The sequence below is a fragment of the Conexibacter sp. CPCC 205762 genome (genome assembly GCF_030646155.1).
Taxonomy (GTDB): domain Bacteria; phylum Actinomycetota; class Thermoleophilia; order Solirubrobacterales; family Solirubrobacteraceae; genus Conexibacter.
Genome location: NZ_JAUTDN010000027.1, coordinates 46,979 through 73,370, shown reverse-complemented (window position 1 = coordinate 73,370; position 26,392 = coordinate 46,979). Strand labels below are relative to the sequence as shown.

General features: G+C 73.5%; 15 protein-coding genes, 2 tRNA genes and 1 pseudogene. 9 read left to right on the top strand and 9 right to left on the bottom strand.

Translation table 11 applies throughout. The features are described from left to right. Positions 1-144 (top strand): hypothetical protein, encoded by a 144-nt coding sequence (locus tag Q7L73_RS19065; RefSeq protein ID WP_304695036.1) that lies wholly within the window; start codon positions 1-3, stop codon positions 142-144. On the opposite strand, the gene Q7L73_RS19060 is transcribed toward Q7L73_RS19065, so the two are convergent. Continuing rightward, a complete protein-coding gene (locus tag Q7L73_RS19060; RefSeq protein ID WP_304695034.1) occupies positions 141-677 on the bottom strand; it encodes a PadR family transcriptional regulator in 537 nt (178 codons plus the stop codon). The two genes, Q7L73_RS19065 and Q7L73_RS19060, sit on opposite strands and share 4 nt — an antisense overlap. 147 nt (positions 678-824) lie before the next feature. Between Q7L73_RS19060 and Q7L73_RS19055 the strand changes: the two genes are divergently transcribed. Continuing rightward, complete coding sequence (locus tag Q7L73_RS19055; RefSeq protein ID WP_304695032.1) at positions 825-2,126, top strand: NAD(P)/FAD-dependent oxidoreductase; 1,302 nt, start codon at positions 825-827, stop codon at positions 2,124-2,126. Continuing rightward, a complete protein-coding gene (locus Q7L73_RS19050; protein ID WP_304695030.1) occupies positions 2,123-3,016 on the top strand; it encodes an alpha/beta fold hydrolase in 894 nt (297 codons plus the stop codon). Before Q7L73_RS19055 ends, Q7L73_RS19050 begins: the two co-directional genes overlap by 4 nt. Here Q7L73_RS19050 and Q7L73_RS19045 read toward each other — a convergent pair. The 3 genes from Q7L73_RS19045 to Q7L73_RS19035 all read right to left on the bottom strand — a co-directional run bounded on the left by Q7L73_RS19045 (position 3,013) and on the right by Q7L73_RS19035 (position 4,796). Next, entirely contained in the window at positions 3,013-3,696 is a 684-nt protein-coding gene (locus tag Q7L73_RS19045; RefSeq protein ID WP_304695028.1) for an ATP-binding protein, read from the bottom strand. The genes Q7L73_RS19050 and Q7L73_RS19045 overlap by 4 nt on opposite strands. A 174-nt stretch (positions 3,697-3,870) precedes the next feature. Beyond that, the gene (locus tag Q7L73_RS19040; RefSeq protein ID WP_304695026.1) at positions 3,871-4,614 is read right to left on the bottom strand and encodes an exonuclease domain-containing protein; all 744 of its coding nucleotides are present in this window, start codon (positions 4,612-4,614) and stop codon (positions 3,871-3,873) included. Between the two features lie 95 nt (positions 4,615-4,709). Continuing rightward, a tRNA-Ser gene (locus Q7L73_RS19035) sits at positions 4,710-4,796 on the bottom strand. An 82-nt stretch (positions 4,797-4,878) separates the two neighbouring features. Here Q7L73_RS19035 and Q7L73_RS19030 point away from each other — a divergent pair. Continuing rightward, positions 4,879-4,968, top strand: a tRNA-Ser gene (locus Q7L73_RS19030). A 124-nt stretch (positions 4,969-5,092) separates the two neighbouring features. Here the strand turns inward: Q7L73_RS19030 and Q7L73_RS19025 are convergent. Continuing rightward, a pseudogene (locus tag Q7L73_RS19025) lies at positions 5,093-5,278 on the bottom strand (IS630 family transposase); the annotation flags it as partial. 57 nt (positions 5,279-5,335) lie between these two features. Further along, on the bottom strand, positions 5,336-5,767 hold the full coding sequence (locus tag Q7L73_RS19020; RefSeq protein WP_304695024.1) for a helix-turn-helix domain-containing protein: 432 nt from the start codon (positions 5,765-5,767) through the stop codon (positions 5,336-5,338). A gap of 180 nt (positions 5,768-5,947) precedes the next feature. Here Q7L73_RS19020 and Q7L73_RS19015 point away from each other — a divergent pair, with 180 nt between their 5' ends. Both Q7L73_RS19015 and Q7L73_RS19010 read left to right on the top strand, forming a co-directional pair. Further along, on the top strand, positions 5,948-7,615 hold the full coding sequence (locus tag Q7L73_RS19015) for a hypothetical protein (protein WP_304695022.1): 1,668 nt from the start codon (positions 5,948-5,950) through the stop codon (positions 7,613-7,615). Next, entirely contained in the window at positions 7,612-11,049 is a 3,438-nt protein-coding gene (locus Q7L73_RS19010) for a hypothetical protein (protein ID WP_304695020.1), read from the top strand. Before Q7L73_RS19015 ends, Q7L73_RS19010 begins: the two co-directional genes overlap by 4 nt. An 88-nt stretch (positions 11,050-11,137) precedes the next feature. Here the strand turns inward: Q7L73_RS19010 and Q7L73_RS19005 are convergent, their stop codons facing one another. After that, entirely contained in the window at positions 11,138-14,641 is a 3,504-nt protein-coding gene (locus Q7L73_RS19005) for a lamin tail domain-containing protein (RefSeq protein WP_304695018.1), read from the bottom strand. A 50-nt stretch (positions 14,642-14,691) separates the two neighbouring features. Continuing rightward, positions 14,692-16,116: an MFS transporter gene (locus Q7L73_RS19000; RefSeq protein ID WP_304695016.1), complete on the bottom strand. Its 1,425-nt coding sequence runs from the start codon at positions 16,114-16,116 to the stop codon at positions 14,692-14,694. A gap of 65 nt (positions 16,117-16,181) precedes the next feature. On the opposite strand from Q7L73_RS19000, the gene Q7L73_RS18995 reads away from it, so the two are divergent. After that, positions 16,182-17,201: an Lrp/AsnC family transcriptional regulator gene (locus Q7L73_RS18995; RefSeq protein ID WP_304695014.1), complete on the top strand. Its 1,020-nt coding sequence runs from the start codon at positions 16,182-16,184 to the stop codon at positions 17,199-17,201. Here Q7L73_RS18995 and Q7L73_RS18990 read toward each other — a convergent pair. Continuing rightward, positions 17,188-18,057, bottom strand: coding sequence for a DUF4344 domain-containing metallopeptidase (locus Q7L73_RS18990; protein ID WP_304695012.1), 870 nt, complete (start codon positions 18,055-18,057; stop codon positions 17,188-17,190). The genes Q7L73_RS18995 and Q7L73_RS18990 overlap by 14 nt on opposite strands. 227 nt (positions 18,058-18,284) lie before the next feature. Between Q7L73_RS18990 and Q7L73_RS18985 the strand changes: the two genes are divergently transcribed. Continuing rightward, entirely contained in the window at positions 18,285-20,654 is a 2,370-nt protein-coding gene (locus Q7L73_RS18985; RefSeq protein WP_304715606.1) for a hypothetical protein, read from the top strand. A gap of 17 nt (positions 20,655-20,671) precedes the next feature. Then, positions 20,672-26,386, top strand: coding sequence for a hypothetical protein (locus tag Q7L73_RS18980; protein ID WP_304715605.1), 5,715 nt, complete (start codon positions 20,672-20,674; stop codon positions 26,384-26,386). Positions 26,387-26,392: the final 6 nt, after the last annotated feature.

Here is a 26,392-nt window from a genome sequence, read left to right as displayed (position 1 = left end):
GTGGGGACACGCTGCCGCGCGCGCCGCGCGCTCGTAGCGTCGCCGTACGACTGCGGCATCAGAAGCACGCCGCTGACGGCCTCGTTCGAGCTGCTCGGCAACCGCTGGACGGCGCCGCTGACGCGCACGATCGGGACCCGCTAGCCGGCGGCGTCGAACGCCGCCATGTAGCGCTCCATCGCGTCGATCGAGAGGCGGTGGAAGTCGATCCCGGCCAGCAGCGTCTTTCTCGGGCCGCTGTCCTCGGCCAGACCCCACGGATTGTCGTCGTGGAGCGTCTGCAGCTCGGCGAGCTTGGCGACGTGCCAGTCGCGCCGCTGCCGCAGCAGCGGCAGCGGATCGGCCCCGGCGAAGATCTTCAGCAGCGTCTCGTCGCGGATCTGCGGCGGCGTGGCGCTGCCCGTGCCGGCCCATCGCGCGAGCGCCTCGCGGCCGGCGTCGGTCAGCGCGTAGAGCTTGCGGCGGCGGCCGTGCTGCTCCTGCCGCTCCGACAGCAGCCCGGCCGCGGCGAGGCGCGCCGGCTCGGCGTAGAAGGTCGTGTGCGGGACCGGCCAGAAGTTCTCGATCGACTCGGTCAGCGCCTGCTTGAGGTCGTACGGGGTCGCCTCGCCGATCTCGGCGACGAGCGCGAGCACGGCGTAGGAGGTTCCGCTCAGACGGATCGGCTTGCGTTCCATGGTTCGTCTCGTATAGTACGCCTTGCACTGTCAGAAACCAGAGCGTCGCCGACGAGCCAGGGAGCTGATGAGATGGGCGTGACCGCAGCAGGGCCTTCCCGCAATGCCATCCGGCCCAGCCGTTCCGAGCAGTTCGACGCCGTCATCGTGGGCGCCAGCCTCGCAGGCAGCGCGGCGGCAGTGAAGCTCGGCCGTGCAGGCGCGCGCGTCGCGCTCGTCGAGCAGAGGCCCGACCCGGGCGCCTTCAAGCAGGTCTGCTCCCACTTCGTGCAGGCCTCCGCGGTGCCGACGCTGGAACGGCTCGGGCTGCTGCAGCCGGCGCTCGACGCGGGCGCCGTCCGCTCCGGCCTGCGGATCTGGACGATCTACGGCTGGATCGTCGCCCCGCCGGAGCGCGCGACGCCCGGCCTCAACCTGCGCCGCGAGCTGCTCGACCCGCTCGTGCGCGACGCGGCGCTCAACACGCCCGGCGTCGAGGCGCGGCTCGGCCTGACGGCGACCGCGCTGGAGCGCGACGGCGCCGACGGGCGCGTGCGCGGCGTCGTCGTGCGCGACCGCTCCGGCGAGGAGCGGCTGCTGCAGGCGCGCCTGGTCGTCGGCGCCGACGGGCGCGGATCGAGAGTCGCGAAGCTGGCCGGCGTCGCGACCAAGACGACGCCGCACGGCCGCTTCGCCTACGGCGGCTACTTCGAGGGCGCCGACCTGCCGCACGCGCCCGACGCGCAGCTGTGGATGCTCAACCCGCAGTGGGCGGCCGCCTTCCCGACCGACGCCGGCCTCACCTTCTACGCCGCGATGCCGACGAAGTCGTGGCTGCCGCGCTTCAAGCGCGACCCGCACGCCGCGCTCGTCGCCTTCCTGCGCGACCTGCCCGAGCCGCCGCCGATCGAGCACGGCAGGCTGGTCGGCGAGATCAAGGGCAAGCTGGAGATGCCGAACGTCGAGCACGAGCCGATCGGCCCCGGGCTGGCGCTCGTCGGCGACGCGGCGCTGGCGACCGATCCGCTGTGGGGGATCGGCTGCGGCTGGGCGCTGCAGCAGGGCGAATGGCTCGGCGACGCGGTCGGTGACGCGCTCGCCGCCGGACCGGGCGCCGACGACGCGCTCGACGCCGGCCTCGCCCGCTACCGCCGCCGCTGGCGGCGCGGCCTGCTCGGCCACCAGCGCGTGATCGCCGACCTCGCGAGCGGCCGCAGAGCGAACGCCGGCGAGCGGTTCGTCTTCTCCGCTGCCGTCCACGACGAGCGGATCGCGGCGCGGATGGACGCCTTCGGCTCGCGCAGCATCAGCCCCAACCGCTTCCTCGCGACCGCCGTGCCGCGCGCCGTCTGGGTGCACGGGCGCGAGGCGCGGGCGCGGCGGGCGCAGCGGCAGGCGGCGGGCTCGGCGGGCTCGGCTGGCGGCGCCGGCTCGGCGGGTGGCGCCGGGCGCGGGGCGGTGACGGCATGAGCGCCGTCGCGGGGCTCAGCGCGCTGGCGGTCGCGGGCACGACGACGCGACTGTGCGACGTGGGGCCGCGGGACGCGCCGGAGGCGGTCGTCTTCGTCCACGGCAACCCCGGCTCGGCCGACGACTGGACCGCGCTGGCGGCCGCGGTCGCCGCGAGCGGCCGGCGCGCGGTCGCCTTCGACCTGCCCGACTTCGGCGAGACGGTCGCGCCGCCCGGCTTCGTCCACTCCGTCGACGGCTACGCGCGCTTCCTCGCGGCCGGGATCGAGGCGCTCGGGATCGAGCGCGTCCACCTCGTGCTGCATGACTTCGGCGGCCCGATAGGGCTCAGCTGGCTCGCCGGCCATCTCGACCAGGTCGCGAGCGTGACGCTGATCGACACCGGCGCGATGGAGGGCTACAGATGGCACAGACTCGCGCGCATCTGGCGCACGCCGGTGCTCGGCGAGCTGTTCCAGGCGGTCACGACCCGCCGCGGCTTCCAGCTGACGATCAACCGCGGCGAGCCGCGCGGGCTGCCGCAGGCCTTCCTCGACACCACCTGGAGTCACATCGACAGGCGCACCAAGCGGGCGATCCTGAAGCTCTACCGCGCGACCGACGACCCCGGCAGAGGCGTCGCCGAGCTGGGCGCGCTGCTGGCACCGCGCAACCTCCCGGCGCTCGTGATCTGGGGCGAGCACGACATCTACCTGGCCTCGTCGATGGCCGACAGACAGCGCGCGATACTGCCGCTGGCGGACGTGCACGTGCTGCCGGCGAGCGGTCACTGGCCATTCGTCGACGCGCCCGAGACCGTCGAGCGGCTGCTGCTCGAGCACCTCGACGGGGCGTGGCCGCAGGGCTCGTCGGCGGACGCCGCGAGCGAGGCGGCCGGCGCCGAGGCCTAGGCGAAGGCCGGCGGCGCGGGCGCGGGCGCGCCGAGCGCGACCTGCAGGCGGACCGTCGTGCCGGCGGCGCCGGTCCGCAGCTGCACGAGGTCGCACAGCTGGCGCGCGAGCCACAGGCCGCGGCCGCTCGGCTGCGTGACCGGCGGCGCGAGCAGGCCGGCGAGCGGGTCGTCCATCCCGCCGCCGTGGTCGGAGACCTCGCAGCAGAAGCAGTCGCGCTCCGCCCACACGCGCATGACCGCCTCGCCGCCGCCGTGCATGCAGGCGTTGGCGGCGACCTCGTGGGCGGCGACGGTCACGTCCGCGATCCGCTCCTGTGCGACGCCGGCCGCCGTCGCCTCGGCGGCGACGAAGCGGCGCAGCGCGCGCAGGTCGGCCGGCTCCAGCGGTCTCTCGGCGACGGCCTGCGCCGGCGCGGGCTGCGCGAGCGCGACGGCGTCGAAGCAGGCGGCGATCGCCAGCGGCAGCGCGGCGAAGGCGACGGCGGTGAGCGCCTGCGCGCCGTCGACCAGCGCGCGCAGGCGGGCCTCGTCGCGGGCGCTGGCGATCCCGACCGCGCACGCGTCGGTGCCGCCGGCGGCCTCGGCGGCGCGGGCGCGCAGCAGCGGCGCGGCGGCCGCGAGCAGCGACTCGGGTGCGTCGTAGACGAGGAGGGCGTCGCGATCGGCCGGCTGGTGCACGGCGCGCGATGCTAGCCGAGCGACCTTGCGGGACGGTTGCCGACCGGGCCTCTGCAAGCGGAGTTGCGCCGGCGGGCGGCGTCAGGCGGGCCGCAACTCTGCGGCGGAGTGCATCAGATGGATGTATTCCGCCGCAGACTTCGCGGGCTGGGGCAGTCGCGGACGGCGGCGGCGTCAGGCGGCGAGCGGCTGCTGCTCGTAGGCCGGCACGAGCGGGGCGTGCGGGACGATCGGCCAGTCGCGCTCGATCCGCTCCTGGCGGCCCTGCGCGAGGAAGTACTCCTCCAGCGAGGCCGCCTGCTCGGCCGCCCAGCCGACCTGCTGCGCGTGCAGCAGCGTCAGCTCGGTCTCGCGCAGCTCCGCGGTCGCCTGTGCCAGCCGCCAGGCGACGCGCGCCGCGGCGACCGCGTCGGCGTTCGCGTTGTGAGCCGCGTCGAGGCGGACGCGGTAGTGCTCGCAGACGGCGCCGAGCGTGCGCTTGCCGCGGCGGAAGCGGTCGAACTGCTTGTCGAGCACGAACGGGTCGACGACCAGCATGCGGTCGGCGCCGACGCGCTCGACGAGCGGGACGATCCCGTGCCGGCGCGCCTCGCGATCGAGCGTCGTCAGGTCGAAGCGGGCGTTGAAGGCGATCACCGGCGTGCCGTGCAGCAGCTGGTCGGCGAGCAGGGCGGTGATCTCGTGGACCGCCTCGTAGGTGCTGACGCCATCGGCCCGCGCCTGCTCGGTCGTGATCCCGTGGACCGCGGTCGCCCCCGCGGGGATCTCGACGCCCGGGTCGACGAGCCAGTCGTAGTCCTCCGACTGCCGGCCGCCGCCGACCAGCGAGACCGCCGCCGTCACGATGCGGTCGCTCTGCGGATCGACGCCGGTCGTCTCGATGTCGAACGCGGCAAGGCGGCCCATGTGCCAGCTCATGGGGCGGATGTTGAAGCGTGCCCCGGACGGGTTCGCGCGCTGACGAGGGCGGTTTCGGACTAGCGCAGAGGCCGGACGAAACGCCGGCCGGAGCACGGAGGGGGAGGGATTCGAACCCTCGATGGACTTACGCCCATGCCGGTTTTCAAGACCGGTGCATTCAACCGCTCTGCCACCCCTCCGGGTGCAGCGAGACGATGCTAAAGCACTCCGCGCGGCACAACATGCACGCGCGCGCCGAAGCCTCTAGACTGCCAGGTCCTGGGACAGGTGGCCGAGCGGCTGAAGGCGCTCCCCTGCTAAGGGAGTATGGGGTTTAGAGCTCCATCGAGGGTTCGAATCCCTCCCTGTCCGTCAGATCGAAAGCGCCGCCGGAGCGGCGCTTTCGGCGTTTTCAGGGCGTGCGTCTGCGGGCGGCGGGTCGCGCGACCTTCGCGTCGCGCTTCAGTCTCGTGCCCGCTCTGCGGGAGCTGCGGAGCGGGTCGAGAGGGAGGCCAACGAAATCGCGGACCTTGTCAACAAACAACGGGTCCTCGGACAGCTCCCACGCCTCCTGGCGACGGGGCTGCAGCCCGAACGCCCGCCAGATCCGCGCGACCGCGGTCTGGTTGAGCCCGACCTCGGCAGCCATCGACCGCGTCGACCAATGCGTCGCGCCCCTCGGAGCGCTCCCAAACGTCTTGGCGATCACCTCCTCGACCTTGGCGGCGGTGATCTTCCGCTAGGTCGTCCGCACCGTGTCGTACGCCGCGCGCGGCGCCCGGTCCCGCTGACGCGGGGGCATGTCGCCACCCGCGGAGCGCCGCAGTTGCGTGCGGTGCGGCGCGGGTGCGGCGACATCCAGGGGTCGGTAGCTGAGCCAGGCGTCGTCGACGACGTCGAGCAGCTCGCAGTCGAGCGCCAGCGCGATGTTGACGAGATGACGCAGGTTGACGCCGCCGTCGGTGGACTTCTCGAGCCGCTCGACCGAGCTCTTGGAGATGCCGGTCAAGCTGGCCAGCTGCGCTTGCGTGAGCCCTCGCGTGAGCCGCCACAGGCGAGCCCTGCGCGGCTGCTCGTGTAGCCGAGAGCCCAGGTGAGGCAGCCGGCCGGCATGTCCGGCGTGTGGGCCCGAGTGAGGACGGTCTCGATGTGCTTGTCCGGTGTCTCCCATGGGCCACAGGGTGCACAGCTCAAAATTTCAAATTCGAGTAATTCGGCAGATCTGATGATTGTGGTGCCGCTCCGGGCGCGGCCGATAAGCGGCTGCCGTCGAAGACGACGAATTACTCGCAACCGATGCGAGACGCGGTGAACGTCCGACGCTCTTCCACCTACCCAGAAGGGCTGACTGATGAGCGTCAGAGAATCGAACCTCGTGCCGTACGGGCACGACATCGTCGTCGCTACGACGCAGGCCAGCATCAACGCGACGATGCAGCAGTACCTCGCCGGCATCAGAGAGCCGGAGACGATCGGCTGCTACATCGCCGACGACAGAGGCGAACCGGTCCCGATCGCGCTCGCGGATCTCGTCGCGCAGGCGGGCGTGGACCCGTTCTCGGTCAGCGACGACGCCGATCCGGCGACCGACAGAGGCCTCCAGGCGCTGATCGGCGCGCGCTTCATGATGGGCTTCAAGGCGTCGCTGGGGATACCGGCGTCGAGCGCCGGCGTCCCGGAGGTGGTCACGCTCGGCGACGACGGCGGGACGGCCACGTTCAACATGATGTGCTCCGACTTCACCGTCGTGCAACTGGTTCCGGGCGGTGGCTACTCGTCGGTCCCGACGTGGTTCAACAGATCGCAGGACCCCAACGCGCCGTGGGTCTTCTCGTCGCTGGTCTACCTCCGCCTGGCGCTCGTCGACCCGACCGTGTACGCGTCGCTGACCCCTGACGTGCGCGCGCGGATCGAGGCGATCGGCAACGCCCCCTTCAGCATCCAGCAGTTGCTGCTCGACATCGACGACGCGACGCTGGAGACCCAGCCGACGATCTCGGGAGTGAGACCCGGAACGCCGCTTGCGACCGTGCTCGGGGAGACGTTCCTCGGGGCGTATTTCGCGCAGATGCGGGCGGAGGGGAAGCCGGTCTTCAACGTCGTCGTGCAGGAGTCGGCCGGCCCGGTCTCGACGCTCACGGTGACGCATGTCGACAAGGAGGCATGCCCGCTGACGGACCCGAGCGACCCGCCGACCGACGCGCAGCGGGAGTTGACGACGCTGAACTACCTCTGCGCGGCCAACGGCGCGACGCCCGCGCCGGTGACCAAGTTCGGCTGGAACTGGTTTGACGACGGTGACACGAGCGCCGAGGGAGTCATCGCCGTCAACCGGCTTTCGTTCGCGAAAACGCTGAAGGCGCAGCTGGACACGTACGTCGCCGGGCTGTGCTTCGCACCGTACGTCAACATACCGATGGTCGGCCTGACGGCCGACATCAACTGGAGCCTGACCCCCGGGCAGATGCCGACGACGATGACGCTGCCGCCGACCGGTCCGCAACTGCTGGGGTACGCCTACTCGGGCAGCTCCGGCGATCGGGCCGGCCTCGACGGCGACATCGCGCAAATGGACCTCTCACCCAGTTTCTCCTTCGCGGCGACGTTCTCCGGCAACACGCTGACGCTGGCGCGCGAGCTGATCGTCTTCCTGCGCCTCCAGCATCTTCAGACCAGCGTGCAGGGCAACATCATCGACCTGCGGGTGACGGACACCTACACGCTGACCGTCACCGACAGAGGGCAGGTCGCCGCGACCCCGGTCTCGGTCACGGAGGACAAGTCCCAGCAGCTGGGCACCACTCCGTTCCTGGACTTCTTCACGAACTTGAACGACATGCTCGCCGACATCGAGAACAGAGCCCGCGCGCTCACGGCCCCGATGAACGTCGATCCCCCGCTGAGCGCCGTGCAGGACTTCGTCTTCCCGGGCGGGAACACGTTCGCGTTCAGCACGGTCGGCTTCTCCGACTACGGCGACCTCGTGACGCACATCGACTACACGGCGCCGCGCAGATGAGCGCCGCCACCGACGTCACGCTCGTGCACTCGTCCGAGCTGATGACGAACTACCTGCAGGCCGAGGTCATCGCCCCCGACGCGAAGTTCGCGGCGGTGCAGATCGACTCCGGTGCGGCCCTGCTCGTCTCGATCGGCACCGACCGGGCGCTCTACCTGACCGCCGAGACCCCGGCGGCGCGCAGCGGCTGGGAGCGGGCGAACGTCAGCGCCGCGCAGGTCGCCAGCGACTTCCCCGGGAAGGCGGTGACGTGCAAGGACTTCGCCGTCGCGCGCTCCGCCGGCGCCGGGAAGGCCGCGATCGATCTGGCGATGGTGATCTCCGACGGCACCGACGACCACCTCTACCTCAGCCTCGGCAACTCCGGCGACGACACCTCGTGGCTGCGTCAGCCGGCCTGGGTCGCCTATCCATTCGACGCCGCGGGGACAGCGGTCAGATCGCTCCAGGTCGCCGGCATCATGATCAGCGACGCCTCCGACGGCGAGTACGTCGTGGTCGACGTGATCGCCGATCCCAGCAGCTCCGAGGCGCTCGTCTCGCGGTACTACATCGACTCCGCCAGAAGCGGCGGATCGGCATGGCATCCTCACCGCCTCACGATCGACCTGGAGGCGAGCGGCTATGTGAGCTGCCTCGGCCGGCCCGCCGGCGGCGGCAAGACGGTCGACGGGCTCTACATGGCGGGCCGCGTCAGCGGCAGCCCCCAGTTCATCTATCAGCCGCTGTACAACGCGTACGATCGCAACCTGCCCGGGGCGCCGTCGCTGTTCGGCCTTCCGGGCGGCGCCGCCGTCGAGGCGCTCGCCACCTGCCGCAACGCCGATGACAGCTCGGACCTCTACGTCGCGGCAGCAGGCGCGCTGTACCGGATGGCCAGCGACGACCAGGGCGACGACGCCACGCCCGTCGAGCTGTTCGCGAACGCGCATCTCGCCGGCATCCGCAGTCTGTACGCCGAACTGGACGCCGACACGGTGGTGGTCTGGGGACTCAACGGCAGCGACGAGGTCTTCTACACCGCCTGCCCCGCCGCCGATCTCGCAGACGGCGGGGCGTGGAGCGTGCCGGTGCCGATCCTCTCGGGCGTCGAGCAGATCGCGCCGTTCGTCAACAGCGCCCAGAGCTCGAACACGTTCTTCGCGCACACAGGGGCCGGAACGCTGACGAAGGCGACGAAGTCGCCCGACACGCTCGTCTGGTCGTTCCACGCAGTCACGCTCGACCCGCCCGACGCGATGGCGCCAGCCCGCTCGTTCAGCTCGTATACGACGCGGGTCGACATCGCCGGAGCCGACGGAGCGCCGGCGTCGAACGCCAGCGTGTCGATCAGCGCGACCAACGTCACGAGCGTCTGGATCAACGCGCTCTACCACCTCGTCGGGCCCGAGCCCGTGCAGGTCACGGCCGACGCAGCCGGCGCGCTGACGATCGTCGAGCCGGTCGAGGCGCTCTCGGGCACGCGACTGACGGTCGTCTACGAGGGTGTCACGACGGTGATCGACCCGATGGCCGGTCCGTTCGGCCGGCTGACGTCGCTGACGACGCCGGCCCAGCTCTCCGGCGCGACGGTCACGGCCGCCGACGGCAGCAGCACGCCGCTCGTGCCGCCGGGCACGAGCGACGCCGACCTGCAACTGGTCGCGAGCGGGAACGGGCAGCTGGCGAAGGCATACGCCAGCGTGAACAGACCGCCGGCCATCGGCGCGGGCGCGGCCGCGGCGCGGCGTGGCGGGCTGACCGTCTCGTCACCGCCGGACGACCTCGGCGCCGTGCTGATCGACGCGGGCGACCTGCTCTGCTGGGTCGCCGATCGCGTCGAGCGGGACGTCGAGTACGTCGCTCGGCTGGTGCAGGACGACGCCAGACAAGCGTGGCAGCTCGTCGTCAGAACAGCCGACCTGACGTACTGCTGCGTTCTCGACTGCGTCGAGCAGGTCGTCGCCGCGGCGCAGTGGCTGTTCGCCATGCTGAAGACCGCGGTCACCGACACGCTCGCCTACCTCGAGTTCGTCGTCGCGTGGGACGACGTGAAGCGCACGAAGGAGGTCTTCGTCAACCTCGTCAGCCTCTTCCTGGCGCTGCAGGTCGACCAGGTCGAGGTCCTCAGAAGCGACCTCGACAGATCGATCGCGGGCGCCAGACAGTCGATCGACGGCTGGGCCGGCGTCGGCGACTGGAGCGGCCTCGGCAGCACGGCGACGACCACGGTCGGCGCGGCCTCGACGCCGACGGCGGGCCAGTCGGCACCGGGCTCGCTGCTCGCCCATCACTTCGCGAGCAACGCCGGGGCGGCGACGGCGGTCGGCTCGGTCGTCGTGCCGGACCCGTCACCCGACCCGATCGCAGTGCTGCTGGAAGCGCTGAACAGAGAGGGCGACACGCTCGGCGACGCGATCGGGCGCCTCGACCAGCTGGCCGGAGACGCGGTCGCGATGCCGCTCGAGGAACTGTTGAGAGGTGTCGTCGACGTCGTCGGCGACGCTGCGCTCGACAGCGCCGGGACCGTCGCGGACGCGCTGCTCGACGTGCTCTACGACGTCGCCACGGCGACGCTCAGCGCGCTCGAGACGCCGATCCACGTGCCGGTCGTCTCCGACGTGCTCGCCGGCATCGGCGTGCAGGAGGCGTCGCTGCTCGACGTCGTCTGCTGGACCGCGGCGCTGCCGGTCACGGTCGCCTGCAAGGCGGCGACGGGAGCGGCGCCCTTCCCGGACGACGCCGACACGAGCTTCCTGATCGGGGTCAGAGACTACGAGACGCTCGCGCAGGCGTTCTCGCCGCCGACGGCCGTCCCGCGGGCGGCCGCCGGCGCCCACCTGTCTCCCGGCGCGGAGGCGCTGGTCCACGCCTTCTTCCACCAGGCGTCCGGTCTCTGCTCCCTGCTCTCGGCGATCGTCTCCTCACTCGAGGCGGCGGACGAGTTGGCCGACAACGGCTGGAGCGTCCCGTCGGCGGTGCTGGGCGCGATCGGCGGCGGGACGGCGGGGCTCGCAAACTGGCTGGCGCCGCGCGAGCCGGTGCAGAACCACGCGGTGTCGCTGGTCGGCGACGCGACCACCGCCGTCCGCCTGCTCGCGAAGCTGCTCTTCTCCGGCCCGGTCCAGAAGCGGTTCGCCGGCACCGTCGCGCTGAGAGGGCTGTCAGTCTCGGACGGGCGCGGCGTCGGGGCGATCTGCGACGCGGTGCTGGTGATCCCGGCGCTCGTCTGCACCGCCTGGCACCTGCACGAGCTGTCGGCGAAGCCTGCCGCCAGCGAACGAACGGTCGCGATCCTCGACGAGACGAGTTCGCTGACGTCGTACATCGCGCGGATCTCGTACGCCGTCGCGGTCAACACCGAGGGGCCGCCGCGCGCGGTCGCGATCGGCGTGATGGCGGGTGCGAACGTCTGCACCGGGGGCCTGCAGATCGCGGAGTCGGCGGTCCGCTGATCGGGGGGGGGTGAGAGCCCGGTCGGTCGCGAGACCGCGGCTGCCCGGCGCCGCGCCCGTCGTCGGGGCGCGGCGCCGGATCGCGCCGCTACTTCAGCCGCACGGCGACCGTCAGGCCGCCGGCGCGGAGCGTGTACCTGCCGCCGCGCTTGACGGCCTTGGTCGCGCGCAGCGAGCCGAGGCTGCCCTTCGCGACCGTCTTGCCGTTGCGCACGAGGCGGGCGCTGGTGGAGGCCTTGACGGCCGCCTTCGCGCCTCTCGCTCTGGCCAGCACGATCGTGCAGGAGACGCGCGGCGAGCCTCTTCTCGTCACGACCTTGCAGGTGACTCTGGCGTCGCGGCCGGCGGCGCCTCTGTCGCCCTTCTCGCCCTTGGCGCCGGCCGGGCCGGCGGGGCCCTGGGCGCCGTCTCTGCCGTCGGCGCCGTTCGCGCCCGCGGGGCCCTGCGCGCCGTCGCCGCCGGCCGGGCCCTGGGCGCCGTCTCTGCCGTTGGAGCCGGCGGGACCGGTCGGGCCGGCCGGGCCCTGGGCGCCGTCTCTGCCGTCCGTGCCGTCTCTGCCGTTCGACCCGTCGGCGCCGTCTCTGCCGTCAGACCCGTCGGCGCCTCTCCCACCCTGCGGCAGGCTGCCGCTGGTCGCCGTCAGCGCCGCCGTGCTGCTGCCCGCGGCGGTGTCGTCGCGCAGCACGAGCGTCGCGTTCGAGGTCGCGTTCGCGCGGCCGGGTGCGAACCGCACCCACACCTTGCAGCTCGCGCCGGGCGCGATCGGGTCGTCCGTGCAGGTCTCGTTGGAGACGAGGAAGTCGCCCTCCGAGAGGCCGTCGGCGTCGTTGATGCGCACGCGCGCGACCGTCAGCGCGGCGGTGCCGTCGTTGGTCACCGTGACCGCCTGCGCGGCCCCGATCGTGCCCTGCGCCTGCTGCGCGAAGGCCGGCACCGTGAAGGCGGCGTGCGGCGCCGCCGGCTGCGTGCCGCCGGCGATCCGGCCCGGCGAGCCGATCTCGCCGCCGGCCAGGAAGGCGCCGTTGACGCCGACCGCGGAGAGCGTCGAGACGGTCGGCAGCGGCAGCGTCGTGCTGCCGGCGCCGGCCGCGTTGTCGAACGTCTTGCCGCTCGTCGAGGCCGGCACCGCGATGCCGGTGACGCGCTGGCCGGAGGGGTCGAAGACCTGCACCGAGTCCCCGCCGGTGCTGAGGCCGATGCCGCTGCCGCTGTAGCTGCCGATCTGGAAGCCGGCCGGGACGCTGGCGCCGAACCAGGCCGCCTTGAAGGCGTCGGCGGTCGCGCTCGTGCCCTCGATGAAGACGGCCGACTCGCCGGCCGCCAGCGACGTGACGCCGCTCAGCGCGACCGCGGCCGCGAACGAGTTGGAGTCGTCGTCGACCTTCCAGCCGGTCAGGTCGACCGCGCTGGCGCCCGTGTTGGTCAGCTCGAACCAATCCGCCGCGTAGGGCGAGTTGCCGCTGCTCCAGGGCGAGACCTCGGAGACGATCACGCTCGGGAGCGCCGGCGCGTTCGCGATCCGGCCCGGGGAGCCGGTCTCGCCGCCCGCGACGAAGGCGCCGTTGACGCCGTCGGCTGAGATCGTCGTGATCGCCGGCAGCGGGTCGGTCGTGCCGCCGAGGCCGGCGGCGTTGTCGAACGACGTGCCGGTCGTGGCGGCGCCGAAGCCGACGCCGGTCAGGCGTCTGCCGCTGGCGTCGAAGACGTTGACCTCGTCGCCGCTGCCGCTGAGGCCGACGCCGGAGCCGGTGTAGCTGCCGACCTGCAGGCCGGCCGGGACGGAGGAGCCGAACCAGGCGCTCTTGAAGGCCGGGATCGTCGTGCCCGCGGCCGCCGACTCGAGGAAGATCGCCGACTCGCCCGGCGCGAGCGTGCTGACGCCGGTGAGCGCGACGGCCGCCGCGAAGCTGTGCGAGTTGTCGTCCATCTTCCAGCCGGTCAGGTCGACCGTGCTCGTGCCGGTGTTCGTCAGCTCGAACCAGTCGGCTCTGTAGGCCTGGCTGTCGCTGCCCCACGGCGCGACCTCGGTGATCGCGACTCTCGGCGGGGGCGGCGGGCTCGCGATGCGGCCGGGCGAGCCGACCTCGCCGCTGGCGGTGAAGGCGCCGTTGACGCCGTCGGCCGACAGTCTCGCGATCGTCGGCAGCGGCGTCGTCGTGCTGCCGAAGCCGGCGGCGTTGTCGAAGCTGAAGCCGTTGGTGGCGGCGCCGAAGGCGACGCCGGTGACGCGCGCGCCGACGGAGTCGAAGATGTTGACCTGGTCGCCGCCGGAGCCGAAGCCGATGCCGGAGCCGCTGTACGTGCCGATCTGGAAGCCGGCCGGGACGTCGCTGCCGAACCAGGCGCTCTTGAAGGCGTCGGCGGTCGTGCTCGTGCCCTCGACGAAGACGGCCGAGGCGCCGGGCGCCAGCGACGTGACGCCGCTGAGCGCGATCGCGGCCGCGAACGAGTTGGAGTCGTCGTCGACCTTCCAGCCGGTCAGGTCGACGGTGCTCGCGCCGCTGTTGGTCAGCTCGAACCAGTCGGCTCTGTAGGTCGTGTTGGAGCTGCTCCAGGAGGAGACCTCGGAGACGACGACCTGCGGCGTCGTGACCGGCTTGTAGACCCACAGCGCGGAGGTGCCGCTGCCGCCGGCCTGCGTGCCGCTCGCCTCGTCGACGACGTAGAGCGTGCCGTCCTCGTCCATCGTGACGCCCTCGTGCGTCTGGTCGGCGACCGAGAGCGGGTCGCCCGGGTCGCCTCTCAGCGTCAGCGTGCTGGAGACGTTGCCGGAGCGGTCGGTGTTGACGATCTTGCCCGACTCCTGGCTCAGCACCAGCAGTCGGCTGGCGTCGGCGCCGGTCAGCCCTCTCAGGTTGGAGAGCGAGAAGACGTCGGAGAGGTCGGAGAGGCCGAGTCTCGACGGCGTGAAGAGGTCGGTCGAGTTGACGGTCGTCGGCGAGCCGTTGGTGGCGGTGCCGGCGTCGAAGTCGATCCCGGTCTGGAAGATGCCGAGCGGGTCCTTCTCCTTGACGGCGACGAAGCCGCCGCTGAAGGGGTCGTTCGTGATCCCCTCGATGCCGACGTTGCCGATCGTCGTGCCGAGCTTGACCGTCTGCACGGCGGAGCGCTGGAGCGTCCCGCCGGCGACGTAGGTGAAGCGGCTGACCTGGCGGTAGCGCTCCTCGACGAGCGCGAATCTGCCGCCGCCGAGGTAGGCGATCCCCTCGGTGTCGTAGAACTCGGTGCCCTGCGGGCTGCTGCCGGCGGCGAGCGTCATCGAGTCGATCAGCTCGCCTCTCTTGCTCACCTGCACGACCGACGTGCCGCCGTCGCCGACGACGAACAGCGTGTCCGTGTCCCAGTCGTAGGTGACCGACGAGGCCTCGCTGGCGAGCAGGCTGCCGGCGGGCGGCGTGACGCGCGCCGCGTCGGGCAGGTCGTAGCGGGCGACGCGCGCGTATTGCGACAGGTCGACGCTCGTCAGCGGCGCGGCCACGGCCGGTCCGGCGGCGACGCCGGCGGCGAGCGACGCGAGCGCGGTCGCGGCGACGGCAAGGGTCCACGCACGGCGCCTGTCGGCGCGTCGCGGAGTGGGGCGATGGGCAGGCATCGTGCTCCTCGTCGAGATCGCCGGACCCTGATAGCCGGCGCGCCGTGACGCTAAGGCGATGTTGCGGCTGTCTTGTGAACGAGATGCGACGAAGTGGTGAACAGGAAGAGAACCACGCCGATGACGCCCACGATCCCGGCGACGAGGAAGGTCGTCCCGAGCGCCGAGCCGGCGGCGTGGCCGCTGCCGACGCGGCTGCTGTAGACGTTGCCGAGCACGGCGATGCCGAGCGCGAGGCCGAGCTGGCGGGCGGTGTTGAGCGCGCCGGCCGCCATCCCGCTGCGCTCCGGCGCGACCGCCGCCAGCGCCGCGGAGGCGAGCGTCGGGCTCATCGCGCCGACGCCGAGGCCGCAGACCGCCATCCCCAGCAGCAGGCTGGGCCAGTCCGAGTCGCCGTTCAGCGGCGCCAGCAGCAGGTTGCCGAGCGCGATCAACGCGAGCCCGGCGGCCAGCACCAGCCGCGACGGCCAGGCGTGCAGCCGGCGCCCGCCGCCGGCCGCGACGACGAACGCGACCGCCGCCAGCGGCAGCATCGCCAGGCCGGCTCCGATCGGTCCCAGGCCCTTGGACTCCTGCAGCCAGATCGAGGCGTAGACGAGCGCGCCGAAGGCGACCGCGGAGTAGAGCGCGCCGGCCAGCAGGACGGCCCCGAGCGGGCCGCTGCGCAGCAGCCCGAGGTCGAACAGCGGCGCCGCGACACGGCGCTCGATCGCGACGAACAGCAGCAGCGCGGCGAGCGCGACGGCGAGGCAGCCGAGCGTCTGCGCCGAGCCCCAGCCGACGCTGTCGGCGCGCACGAGCGCGAAGGTCGCGAGCGCGGCGGCGACGGTGAAGGCGCCGCCGCCGGCCCAGTCGATGGAGCGGTCGGGCGCGGGGCGGCTCTCGCCGAGCGTCCGCCGCGCGATCACGACCGCGGCGATCGCGATCGGGACGTTGACGAAGAAGACCCAGCGCCAGGACAGCGCCTCCGTCAGCAGCCCGCCGACGATCGGCCCGGCGGCCGCGGCAGCGCCGTTGGTCGCGCCCCAGATGCCGAAGGCGGTGCCGAGCGCGGGGCCGCGGTAGGCGCCGTGCAGGAGCGCGATCGTGGTCGCGAACATCGCCGCCGCGCCCGCGCCCTGGACGGTCCGCGCGGCGATCAGCGCGCCCTCCGACGGCGCGAGTCCGCACGCCAGCGAGGCGAGCGTGAAGACGACGAGGCCGGCGATGTAGGTGCGCTTGCGGCCGACGACGTCGGACACCGCGCCGACGAGCAGCAGCAGCGCCGCGAGCGCGAGCGCGTAGGCGTCGACGATCCACTGCAGGCCGCTGAAGGAGGCGCCGAGGTCGCGGCTGATCGGCGGCAGCGCGACGTTCACGACGGAGACGTCGACGAGCAGCATGAAGGTGCCGAGGCAGACGGCCAGCAGCGGCATCCAGCTGACGCGCGCCGGCGCGCCGGGCGGCGCGGGAGAGTTCGAGGGCGAGGGGGCCATGTCACGATCCTCCCTCCGAACACTGCGATCTCACAGCGCCTTGGGCCTGTGCGAGGATTTCCTCCATGATCGACGCGCTCGATCGAAGAATCATCCACGCGCTGATCCGCGACGGCCGCCAGCCGTTCCGCCGCGTCGCGACCGCGCTCGGCTGCTCGGAGCAGACCGTCGCGCGCCGCTACCGGCGGCTGCGCGAGGCCGGCGTCGTGCGCGTGATCGTGATCCGCGACCCGCGCCGCGCGCTGGAGAACGGCTTCCTGCGGATCCGCACCAAGCCCGGAGCCGCCCGCGCGATCGCGACGGCGCTCGCGCGCCGCGACGACGTCTCGTGGCTGACGCTGGAGGCCGGCGGCGCCGAGCTGACCTGCTCGCTGCGCGCCGACGACCCGCGCGACCGCGACGCGCTCGTGATCGAGCGGCTGCCGCAGGTCGGCCACGTCACCGACGTGACGTTCGCGTCATTGCTGCACATCTTCGCTGCCTCTGGCGGGCGCCGGCCGCCCTTCGGCGACACGCTCGACGCCGCCGAGGAGGCGGCGCTCGGGCCGGCGCGGGCGCGGCCGGGCGGCTTCGCCGGGATCGCCGGCGAGACGCTGCTGGAGCCGGGCGACGAGCCGCTGCTGCGGCTGCTCGCGCGTGACGGCCGCAGCAGCTACGCGGCGCTGGCGGCGGCGACCGGCCGCAGCGAGGCGGCCGTCGGCCGGCGCGTCGAGCTGCTGCTGGAGCGCGGCGCGCTGTTCGTCTCGACTGAGGTCGCGAAGGCCCCGCTGGGCCTGCGCACGCTGGCGACGCTGTGGCTGACGGTCGCGCCGGCCGATCTCGTCGCGGTCGGCGAGGAGCTGGCGCGCCACGTCGAGGTCGAGTTCGTCGGCGCGATCTCGGGTGCGGCGAACCTCGTCGTGTCGCTCGCCTGCCGCGACAACGCCGGCCTCTACCGCTACCTGACAGGGCCGCTGGCGGCGGTGACGGGGGTCGATCGCTGCGAGGTCGTCGTCGCGGGCGCGCGGCTGAAGCAGGCGGGCACCGTGATGGACGGCGACCGCCTGCCGAACCCGCTCGCGGAGGAGCCCGCTAGCGGCGCTTGAAGGGGGCCAGCAGGCGGCCCCAGGAGCGGTTGACCTGCTTCCACTCGTCGACGCAGCGGCCGGCGCGCTCCTTCGGCAGGCCGTCCTCGCCGATCAGGACCTTGAAGTTCTTCGGGTCCGAGCCGTAGGTCCAGCAGAGGAACTGGTAGACGCGCTGCTCGGGCAGCGAGTGCTCGTCGGCGAAGTCGCCCTCCTGCAGGTCGCGCGAGTTGGCGATCGCGTCGAACAGCAGCGCGGCGGTGAAGGCGCTGCGGGGGCCGAAGTTCGGCGACTTGTTCAGCAGGAAGGCGGCGAAGCCGTCGACCGCGTCCTCCTCGCGCCCGGTGACGGGGATGTCGAGCTGGTCGACGAGCGCGTGGCCGATCTCGTGCGCGACGACGAACTCGTTCGCGTAGATCATCGCCTGCGTCGGCGTGATGCCGGCGTTGGTGCCCTCCAGCTCCTTGCCGAGCGCGGCGATCTCCAGCGTCAGGAAGCTGCCGGGGAAGTTGATGAAGCTGAGGCGCGTGCCGTCGTTCAGCTTGACGTTCGGGAAGTAGGCCGGGCCCTGGTCCAGCTCGTCGCCGAACAGGACCGGTATCTCGCGCGGCAGCACGTAGCGCTTGTTGACGAGCTTGACGAGCCGCTGCATCGCGCCGGAGCGCTTGAGCGCCTGCGCGGCCTGCTTGTGGTCGGCTCTGAACGTGCCCCACTCCAGCGAGAAGCCCTTCTTCGCGGCGGCCGCGGCGGCGACGGCGGAGGGGCTGGTGACGGGGGCGGCCGGGGCGGCGGCGGCGCCGGCCGGGACGCCGGCGGCGAGCGCAAGCGAGGCCGACGCTGCGAGCGCGGCCAGCTTGGGGGAACGAACGAGACGCATGGACGGAAGATTCGGCCGCATGCAGGCGCTCCTTGAGCGGCGCGAGCGTTGTCGGTCGCTCTGAATTCAGGAATGTAAGCGTCCCTTCATGTTCGCTCAAGTTCAAACACCAGATCCCGATCAGAGGAGTACGGGCCCGCTGTCCTGCGGGCCGCGAGGGGGTCACCGCAGGGGCCGCCGCCGTCCTCCTTGCCGTTGCCGTTGGCCGTTCGACCGAAGGACCAGAGATGTCACCCGCCGCCCGCCGCCGTCCCCGGCCGGCCTCGCCGCATGCGCGCTCGCCGCGTCCTCGTCGCGCGCTCGGTCGCGCCGGCCGGATCGTCGCCGGCCTGCTGGTGGGCGTCGCTGCCGTCGCCGTCCCGGCCTCCTCGGCGCAGGCGTTCGGCACCGTCTGGGGGATCCTCGGCCAGCACAGCGAGCACGAGCGCGTGACACGGCTCGGCCTGCAGTGCGGCGGCACCGTGCAGGCACCCGAGTGCTTCCAGCCGGTCTCGCTCGACAACCTCGCCGGCAAGCGCGGCAGCTTCGGCGCCGTCGGCGCGGCCGACAACATCCCGCTCCACCTGCACAGAGACCGCGACTACTGGCATTGCGACAACAGCGACTGGGTCGCCGAGACGCTGCACGGGATCAGAGGCAGATACGGCCAGTCCGACACCGACGCGCACAGACGTCTCTACCAGTGCATCCAGTGGGGCAGAGACAAGCTCTACGGGACGAGCGAGATCGGCGGCGGCAGCTTCCCGCCGGCGACGCCGACCTGGGGCGCGGTGCCGCAGGCGAGAACGCTGTGGAAGAACAGAAAGCCGGACACGTCCAACCCCGGCGTCGGGATCTTCAGCACCACCTGCACGTACAACGGCACCCGCGGCCTGCGGCCGAAGTGCAACGTGCTCGAGCCGTTCGGCTACGTGCTGCACATGGCCGAGGACTTCTACTCGCACACCAACTGGGCCGACTACGCCGATCCGGCCAGACGGCTGTCGGTGCAGAACCCGATCGGCCTCGGCCGCAGCGACCTGGCGCCGTTCCTCGACCTGCGCGTCGGCTACCGCGGCACGCAGCCCGGCAACTTCACCGGCTCCTGCTACCCGAAGAAGAAGTGCGGCGACAAGCGCGTGATCCACGGCGAGTCGTCGAAGGACCTCGGCCTCAACAAGGACAAGGGCCTGATCGACATCAGAAGCGGCAGAGTGACCGACCCCGGCACGCCGCGCGGCGCGGTCGTCGTCGAGGGCGTCTCGAACGTGCAGCGCGCCGTCGACATGGCCGCCAGAGAGGCGAGACGGCAGTGGGTCGTCTTCCGCCAGGCGCTGACCGACGAGTACGGTCCCGCCGACGCCGCCCGCTTCGCCTGCGTGCTGACGACCGACCGCGCCGAGGTCTGCGACAGACAGAACGTCGTCGTCGCGGTCGCGACCGGGGCGGACAGAAGAGCCGCCGCGAGAGGTGCGCGTGCAGCGGCTGTCTCCGACGACGCCGAGGTCAGCGCCGGGCTGCGGCTGCTGAAGAGCCTGCCGCGCGCCGCGCGCGTCGCGGTCGTCACCTACGACCGCGCGTCGGGCGTGCAGGACGTCGACCGGTTCGTGCGGCCGGGCGCCGCGCGCATAGACGACGCGCTGACCGGCGATCCTGAGCCCGACCCGGACGTCAGCCGCGAGATCGCGCGCGACCGCGACCCCGAGGACGACCCGACGATCACCCCGGTCGCCGACGCCGCGACGCCCGGCTACACGCCCGGCGCGGACGAGGACTTCACGCACGGCAGCGAGGAGGGCGCCGCCCTCAACGAGGAGGACGAGGCCGACCCCGACTCCCCCCAGTCGCAGCTCGACGCCCAGCCGGCGCCGGATGCCGACGCGCATCGCGAGGACGCCGCCGCTGCCGCCTCGACGCTGGGCGCGGCGCCCGCGCCGGCGTTCGGCGCGCGGACGGCCGCCGCGTCGGCGCCGCTGGCGCGCGCCGCGGCCGGCGGCCACGACCCGGACGCGACGGCCGAGGCGCTGCGCAGCGCGCGGCGGCTGCTCGACATGCGCGACGCGCCGCGCGGGCAGCAGGGCGTCGCGCTGATCGCCGACGAGCTGGGCGACGTGCCGGCGGTGCTGGAGCAGCTGCAGGCGCTGCGCCGCGACGGCGTGCGCGTCTCGCTCGCGATCCACGCGCCGCGGTCGGTTCCGGCGCGCGTGCTGCACGCGGTCGAGGCGACCGGCGGCAGCGTGCTGGCGACCGCCAGCGAGGCTGAGCTGACCCGCTTCGCCGCGCTCGTGCGGACGGCCGGCATGACCCGCCTCGGCGACGCCTTCGCCCACCGCAAGGCGCCGCTGACGCCGGCGACGCCGCCGCTGCTGAGCGTCACCGCAAGAGGGCGCGACCTCCACGCCGTGACGGCGCCGGCCAAGCGTGCCGCGCGGCTGCAGCTGCACGCGCTCGACGGCGCGCTGACCGCGCGCGTGCGCGACACCGGCGCGGGCACGACCCGCCGCCTGCGCGTCGGCGCCGGCCGCAGCGCCTCGCTGCCGCTGCGCGCCGGCCGCCACTACGAGCTGTTGGTCGCCGGCCCGGACGGCCGTCGCTACGAGACCGCCCTGGTCCGCTGAGCAGGGTGTCAGACCAGATGTCGACGAAGGGAATCGATCGCATGTCCGCCGCCGTCCGCCGCAGCCCTGCCCGGTCGGGCGGCCGCCTCCGCCGCGCCGCCGCGCTCGCCGCGCTGCTGCCGCTGACGGCCGCCGCAGCCGCGCCCGCCGCCTCGGCTGCCGCCGCGCCCGGCGCGTCCGCTGCCGCCGCCGCGCCCGCCGCCATCGCGCTGACCCCGACCGGGATCGCGCCGGTCGCGGTGCCGTCGGCGCTGGCGCCGGTCGCGCTCGCGCTGCCGGCGAGCACGACCGCCTCCGGCTACGCGCCGCTCGGCGACGTCTCGCGCGACTACGCCTTCAGCGAGCAGGAGACCGACGCGACCGCGGTCGACCAGCCGCGCCGCCGCGCCGACCTGCTCGGCGCGCTCGGCCTCGGCGTCGTCGGCGACACCGCGCTGAGAGCGGGCGGCAGCGGCGCGCTGACGATCTCGCTCAGCAGACAGACCGACGTCGCCACGCGCGTGCGCGCGGCGCGGGTGGTCGTGCGGATCCCGTCCGCCTACCGCTTTGGCGGCGTGCGCGCGCCCGGCTGGAGCTGCACGCCCAGCGGCCGCCTCGTCCGCTGCGCCGCGCCGGCCGCGACGAGCGCCGGCCGCCACGCCGCGATCCGCGTCGGCCTCGTCGCCAGGCGCGCCGGCAGCGCCGCCGTCCGCGTCAGCGCGAGCTGGCGCGAGGGCGCCGCCAAGCCGGCCGCGAGAGCGACGACGCCCGCCGCGTCCGCCGCCGCCCGCAGAGCCGCCGCCCGCCCCCGCACCGCGACCGCGACGGAGCGCTTCCGTGTCCGCCAGCCGCTCGCGATCAGCTTCGCGGCGACCCAGCGGAAGCTGCTCGGCGCCGGCACGGGCGTCGACGCGCCGCCGCTCGTGCTGAGCGCGAAGCTGCGCCGCTACGACAGCGCGCTGCCGGTCGACTACCGCTGGCGCCAGATCTGCGAGCCCGCCCGCACCCGCGCTGACGCCAGAGGCCGCACGCGCAGAGGCGGCAGAGCCCGCAGCGCCGCGAACGCCTGCCCCCGCGTCCAGTGGCAGACGCCGACCGGCGGCCGCGCCTCCGGGCCGGTCGTCACCGCGCAGGTGCAGGTGCCGGCCGTCGCCGACGCGACGAGACTGCGCTTCGAGCTGGTCGCGCGCGACTGGCGCGGTGAGACGCGCGCGGTCACGACCGTCACCGTCCTGCCGCGTCGCGCCGCGAAGCTCGCCGCGCCCGCGCGCAAGCTGAGAGTGGTCGAGCGCGGCGAGGCGAAGGTCCGCCTCTACAACGCCAGAAAGCGGCTCACCCGCGGCCTCCACGTCAGCGGCTCGGCGCTCGCCGGGCCGCGCGTCGGCCAGCGCGTGAAGCTGCACGTCGACCCGCAGGGCGGCGAGCTGACGCGCGTCCGCTGGCGCGTCGCCAAGGGCCCGCGCACGCTGCTGCGCGGCAGCAGCGTCAGCAAGCGCGAGATCACCTTCACGATCCCGCGCGGCCGGCGCACGTTCGTCGTCGAGGCGGGCGCCGTCGTCGCCGGCAAGCGCGTCCGTCAGCGCGCGACGATCCACGTCGCCGGCCCGCTGCGGCCGGCCCGCAACCTCGCCCGCCGCGGCCTGCTCGGCGGCAGCGGTGCGGTCGACACGCCGACCGACGGCGGCACCTTCTGCACGCTCTGGGGCGCCGCCCAGCGCGGCGACACGAGCGCCGGCACCGACGCCGCGCCGATCGTCACCGCCGACGGCGCGCGCGTCACGCTCGGCCACGCGTCGACCACCGCCGACGACTGCACGTCCGACGCCGCCCGCGTCGAGTTCCAGACCGCGACCGTCCGCCTCGGCGGGCTCGTCTTCGAGGACGTCGCCGGCAGCGTCGGCGACGACGGGATCGTCTTCAGCTCCGGCTGGCTCGACCTGCCCGACGGCTGGTGGAGCGACCTGCCGCCGCGGCTGAGGATCACGCCCCCGAGCGCCGGCTCGTTCGCCGCGCCGCTCGACGCGAGAGGCGCCTGGGGCGCGCTGCGGGCGCAGATCGCGCTCGACGACGGCGTCGAGCTGCTGCCGCTGCCGGAGGGCTGGACCTTCCCGAGAGGCCAGAGCACGCTCGCCTACGTTCCGGCCGAGCAGCGCTTCACGCTCAGATCCGTCGCGCAGGCGGCGGCCGGCGAGAACGGCCGCGTCACGCTCGACGGCAGCATCGCGCTCGACGGCACGACCAGCGTCAGCGTCGCCGCCGACCGCCTCGTCGTGCTGCACGGCGTCGACGACCGCACGGTCGCGCTCTCCGGCGTCGGCACGCTCACGACCGACCCGAGCGCCGCCAGCGACGACGCCAGATCCGACGGCGACGACGAGACGCCCGCCGACGACGCCAGAGCGTTCAGCGCCCGCGTCGGCAGCGGCCCGCGCGCCAGAGCCGCCCACTTCCCGAGTGGTGGCGACGGCACGCTGACCGGCTCGCTGACGCTGAGAGCTGAGGGCGAGCTGGCGCTGACCTCGAACGTCTCCGTCAGCGACGTGACGGCGCGCTGGGACGCCGACGGCATCGCCGTCTCCTCCGGCGTGCGCGTGAGCACCTCGCGCGACGACTTCGAGGCGATCGCCAGAGGCGAGTACGTCTCGACCTCGCAGTGGAAGCTGACGATCGCGCAGACGAGACCGTTCGGCCTCGGCGACGGCGTCACGCTCGACGAGGTCGAGGGCAGCCTCGAGCGCGCCCCCGGCGAGGACGACCACGACACCTTCCAGGTCAGCGTCGTCGGCGCGGTCCACGGCTGGAGCCCGTCGGACCAGCTCAAGAACGTGACCGTGCGCGGCGCGATCACGAACGCCTGCACGAGCGAGGAGACCGGCTGCAGCACCAGACAGGTGCGGCTCGCAATGGAGGTGACGGGCGACGCGCACGTCGCCGGCCAGGTCGTGCCGTGGTACGGCATCGCCGCCGTCAACCTGTCGACCTTCGCGGTCAGATTCGAGGGCGGCGCGCAGCTCGCCGGCTTCGGCCCCGACGACCTGCGCCTGACCGACGTCCGCCTCACGCTGACGACCGACGGCCCGCAGTGGTGCAAGCCGGCCGGCGCCGCCGAGAGCGCCGCCGACGACGCGCCCGCGCCTGCAGAGGACGCGCCCGCCACGCTGGAGTCCGACCAGGAGCTGTCGTTCGGCGTCAGCGCCCGCGGCAGGCTGCTCGGCGAGCCGTTCACGGCCGACGGCGAGTTCGCCCGCTCCGGCTACTGCATCACCGGCTCGTTCGGCAGCTTCACGCCCGACGGCCTGCCGGCCGGCGAGGGCAGAGCGCCGCTCGTCGACCAGGTCCGCTTCGCCTACGCCTCGAAGGCGGCCGACGTCGTCGTCGCCGGCAAGACGATCAGACTGGGCGCCGGCGACGTGCGCCTCTCCGGCGTGCTGAACCTGCCGGAGGATCGCCTGCCGGAGGGCGTCGGCAGAGTCCTCGGCGGCAAGGCCGACCTGTCGCTCGCGCTGACCCGCGGCGACGGCGGCTACGGCCTCTCCGGCGCGGCGCTGTTCAGCTTCGCGAGACCGGTCAACCTGATCGGCGAGCGGCCCGAGGACACGCGCCTGGGGCTCACCGCCGTCGAACTGTCGTTCGACTACAGCGCCGGCACGAGCCTGCGGCTGGAGATGGCCGCCAAGGGCGCGCTGGAGACGCCGGCGAACGCCGACAGAGGCGTCGCCGCCTCGCGCACGCCGCTGTTCGTCGCGGCCGGCGTCGAGCTGGGCGCGCCGAGCGTCAGCCTCAGCGCCGGCGTCGACGTCAGCGACCCGGCGCTGAAGAACGGCACGGTCGAGAACGCCTTCGGCCAGCAGGGGCTCGACGTCCACAGACTGCTGGTGTCGGCCTCGGTCGGCGTCGACACGAGCTTCGGCATCGCCGCCGACGCGACGCTGCCCGACGGCTGGAGCGACTCGCTCGGGATGCCCAAGCGGACGCCCGCGAAGGTCGCCTTCAGCGTCTCGCAGACGAACGCCTGCCTGGAGCTGGAGGTCGGCCAGCTGCCGGCCGTGCTCGGCGGCCCCGGCAACCCGCAGCCGATCCTGAAGCTGGGGCCGCTGGCGGCCAACTGGGCGCAGATCGTCGTCGCCCCGACCGGCTGCACGATCGGCAACCCGGCGCCGGGCAAGCCCGGCTACAAGATCGACCCGGGCTTCGCGCTCGGCTTCGACGGCCAGGTCGGCCCGACGCCGGTCACCTTCGCGGCCGCGATGCGCAAGCACGGCACGGCCGACTTCGCGGTCAGAGGAACGGTCCGCGTCGGCGCCTTCGACGCCGGCCCGGTCTCCTTCCGCCGCACCGCGCTCGACCTCGACATCGACACCGGCGGCGCCAACCGCCACATCGACGTCGCCTTCTCCGGCGGCCTCGACGCGGGCGAGTCGACGATCGACGTCGAGGGCCGCTTCAACGCCAACGACAACGCGATCAGCGCGGCCCTGAGAGGCAGCGGCAGACTGCGCTTCGCCGGCACGACCTTCGCCGAGGGCGCCGTCCTCGCGAAGCTCGAGTTCGCGAAGGAGAAGGGCTCGTGGACGGCGCGCAGCGCCCAGGTCGACGCGCGCACGCGCATCATGGGCGCCGAGGCCGGCCTGCTGCTGTCCTACGGCGACGGCTCGGTCAAGACCGCCGCGGGCGCGTTCCAGTACAGCGCGACGGTCGGCCCGCTGGGGATGCGCGCCGGCGCGCTGTTCGCCTACGCGCCCGACGGCGTGCGGCTCGACGGCAACCCGAACGACTGCTCGATCTCGCGCCTGGCGGAGGAGAGAGGCGGCAAGGAGCTGATGCTGCGGCTGTGCAGCGCGATGCGCCTCGGCCCGCTCTCCTACGACAAGACGCTGAATCTGTCGCTGCCGCAGCAGTGGGACTTCGACTTCGTCGTCCCGCGCAGCGAGGTCGGCGTCTACGTCGCCTCCGTCTACATGCAGGGCGAGCTGCGCTCGTCGCTGCGGGTCGGGCTGAACGGGCTCAACTTCTGGGTCCGCAACGGCTCGGCGCGCGCCGGCGGCTGCGTCTCGATGCTGTGGTGGAAGAAGTGCGCTGACGGCGTCAACGTCAACTTCAACCCCGGCAACGGCAAGTTCGAGGGCTCGTTCATCGGCATCCCGGTCAGCTGGGGCTCCGACGCCTGGCGTTCCAGCCCGGCGCCGGCGACCGAGACGGCGCCGCAGGCCGGTGCCGACGATCGCGTCCACGTCGCGCGCGCCGAGCGGATCGCGTTCGAGACGCGCGCGAGCGCCGGCGCCGCCGTCAGACGGACCGTGTTCGCGCCCGCGAAGGGCGGCGCGATCCCGGCCGGGGCGATCCTCGACCCGGCTCGCAACGAGGTGACGGTGACGCTGCCGCTGGTCGCGACCGCCCGCGCGGGGCTGCCGAGAGCGGCGAAGGCGTTCATGCTGACGTTCAACGGCGTCGCCTTCGACGGCGAGCTGCCGCGCACGCGAGCGACCCCGCTGCCGGGCGGCAACCTGCCGGCGGCGGCGTACGTCAGCGCCGACCTGGCGCGGATCCCGGACGCGGGCGAGACGGTCGCCCGCGCGCTGGAGCAGCCCGGCCTGCTGGTCGTCGAGAACGGCGGCCGCAAGCTGCGCTGGAACGCCGCGCCCGAGCAGGAGGCGGCGCTGATCGCGGCCGGCCTGCCGATCGCGATCGAGCTGGACCTGAACCCCAACCGCACCGCCGAGTCGCGCAGAGCGCTGACCGCCGCGCGCGCCTGAGAGGAC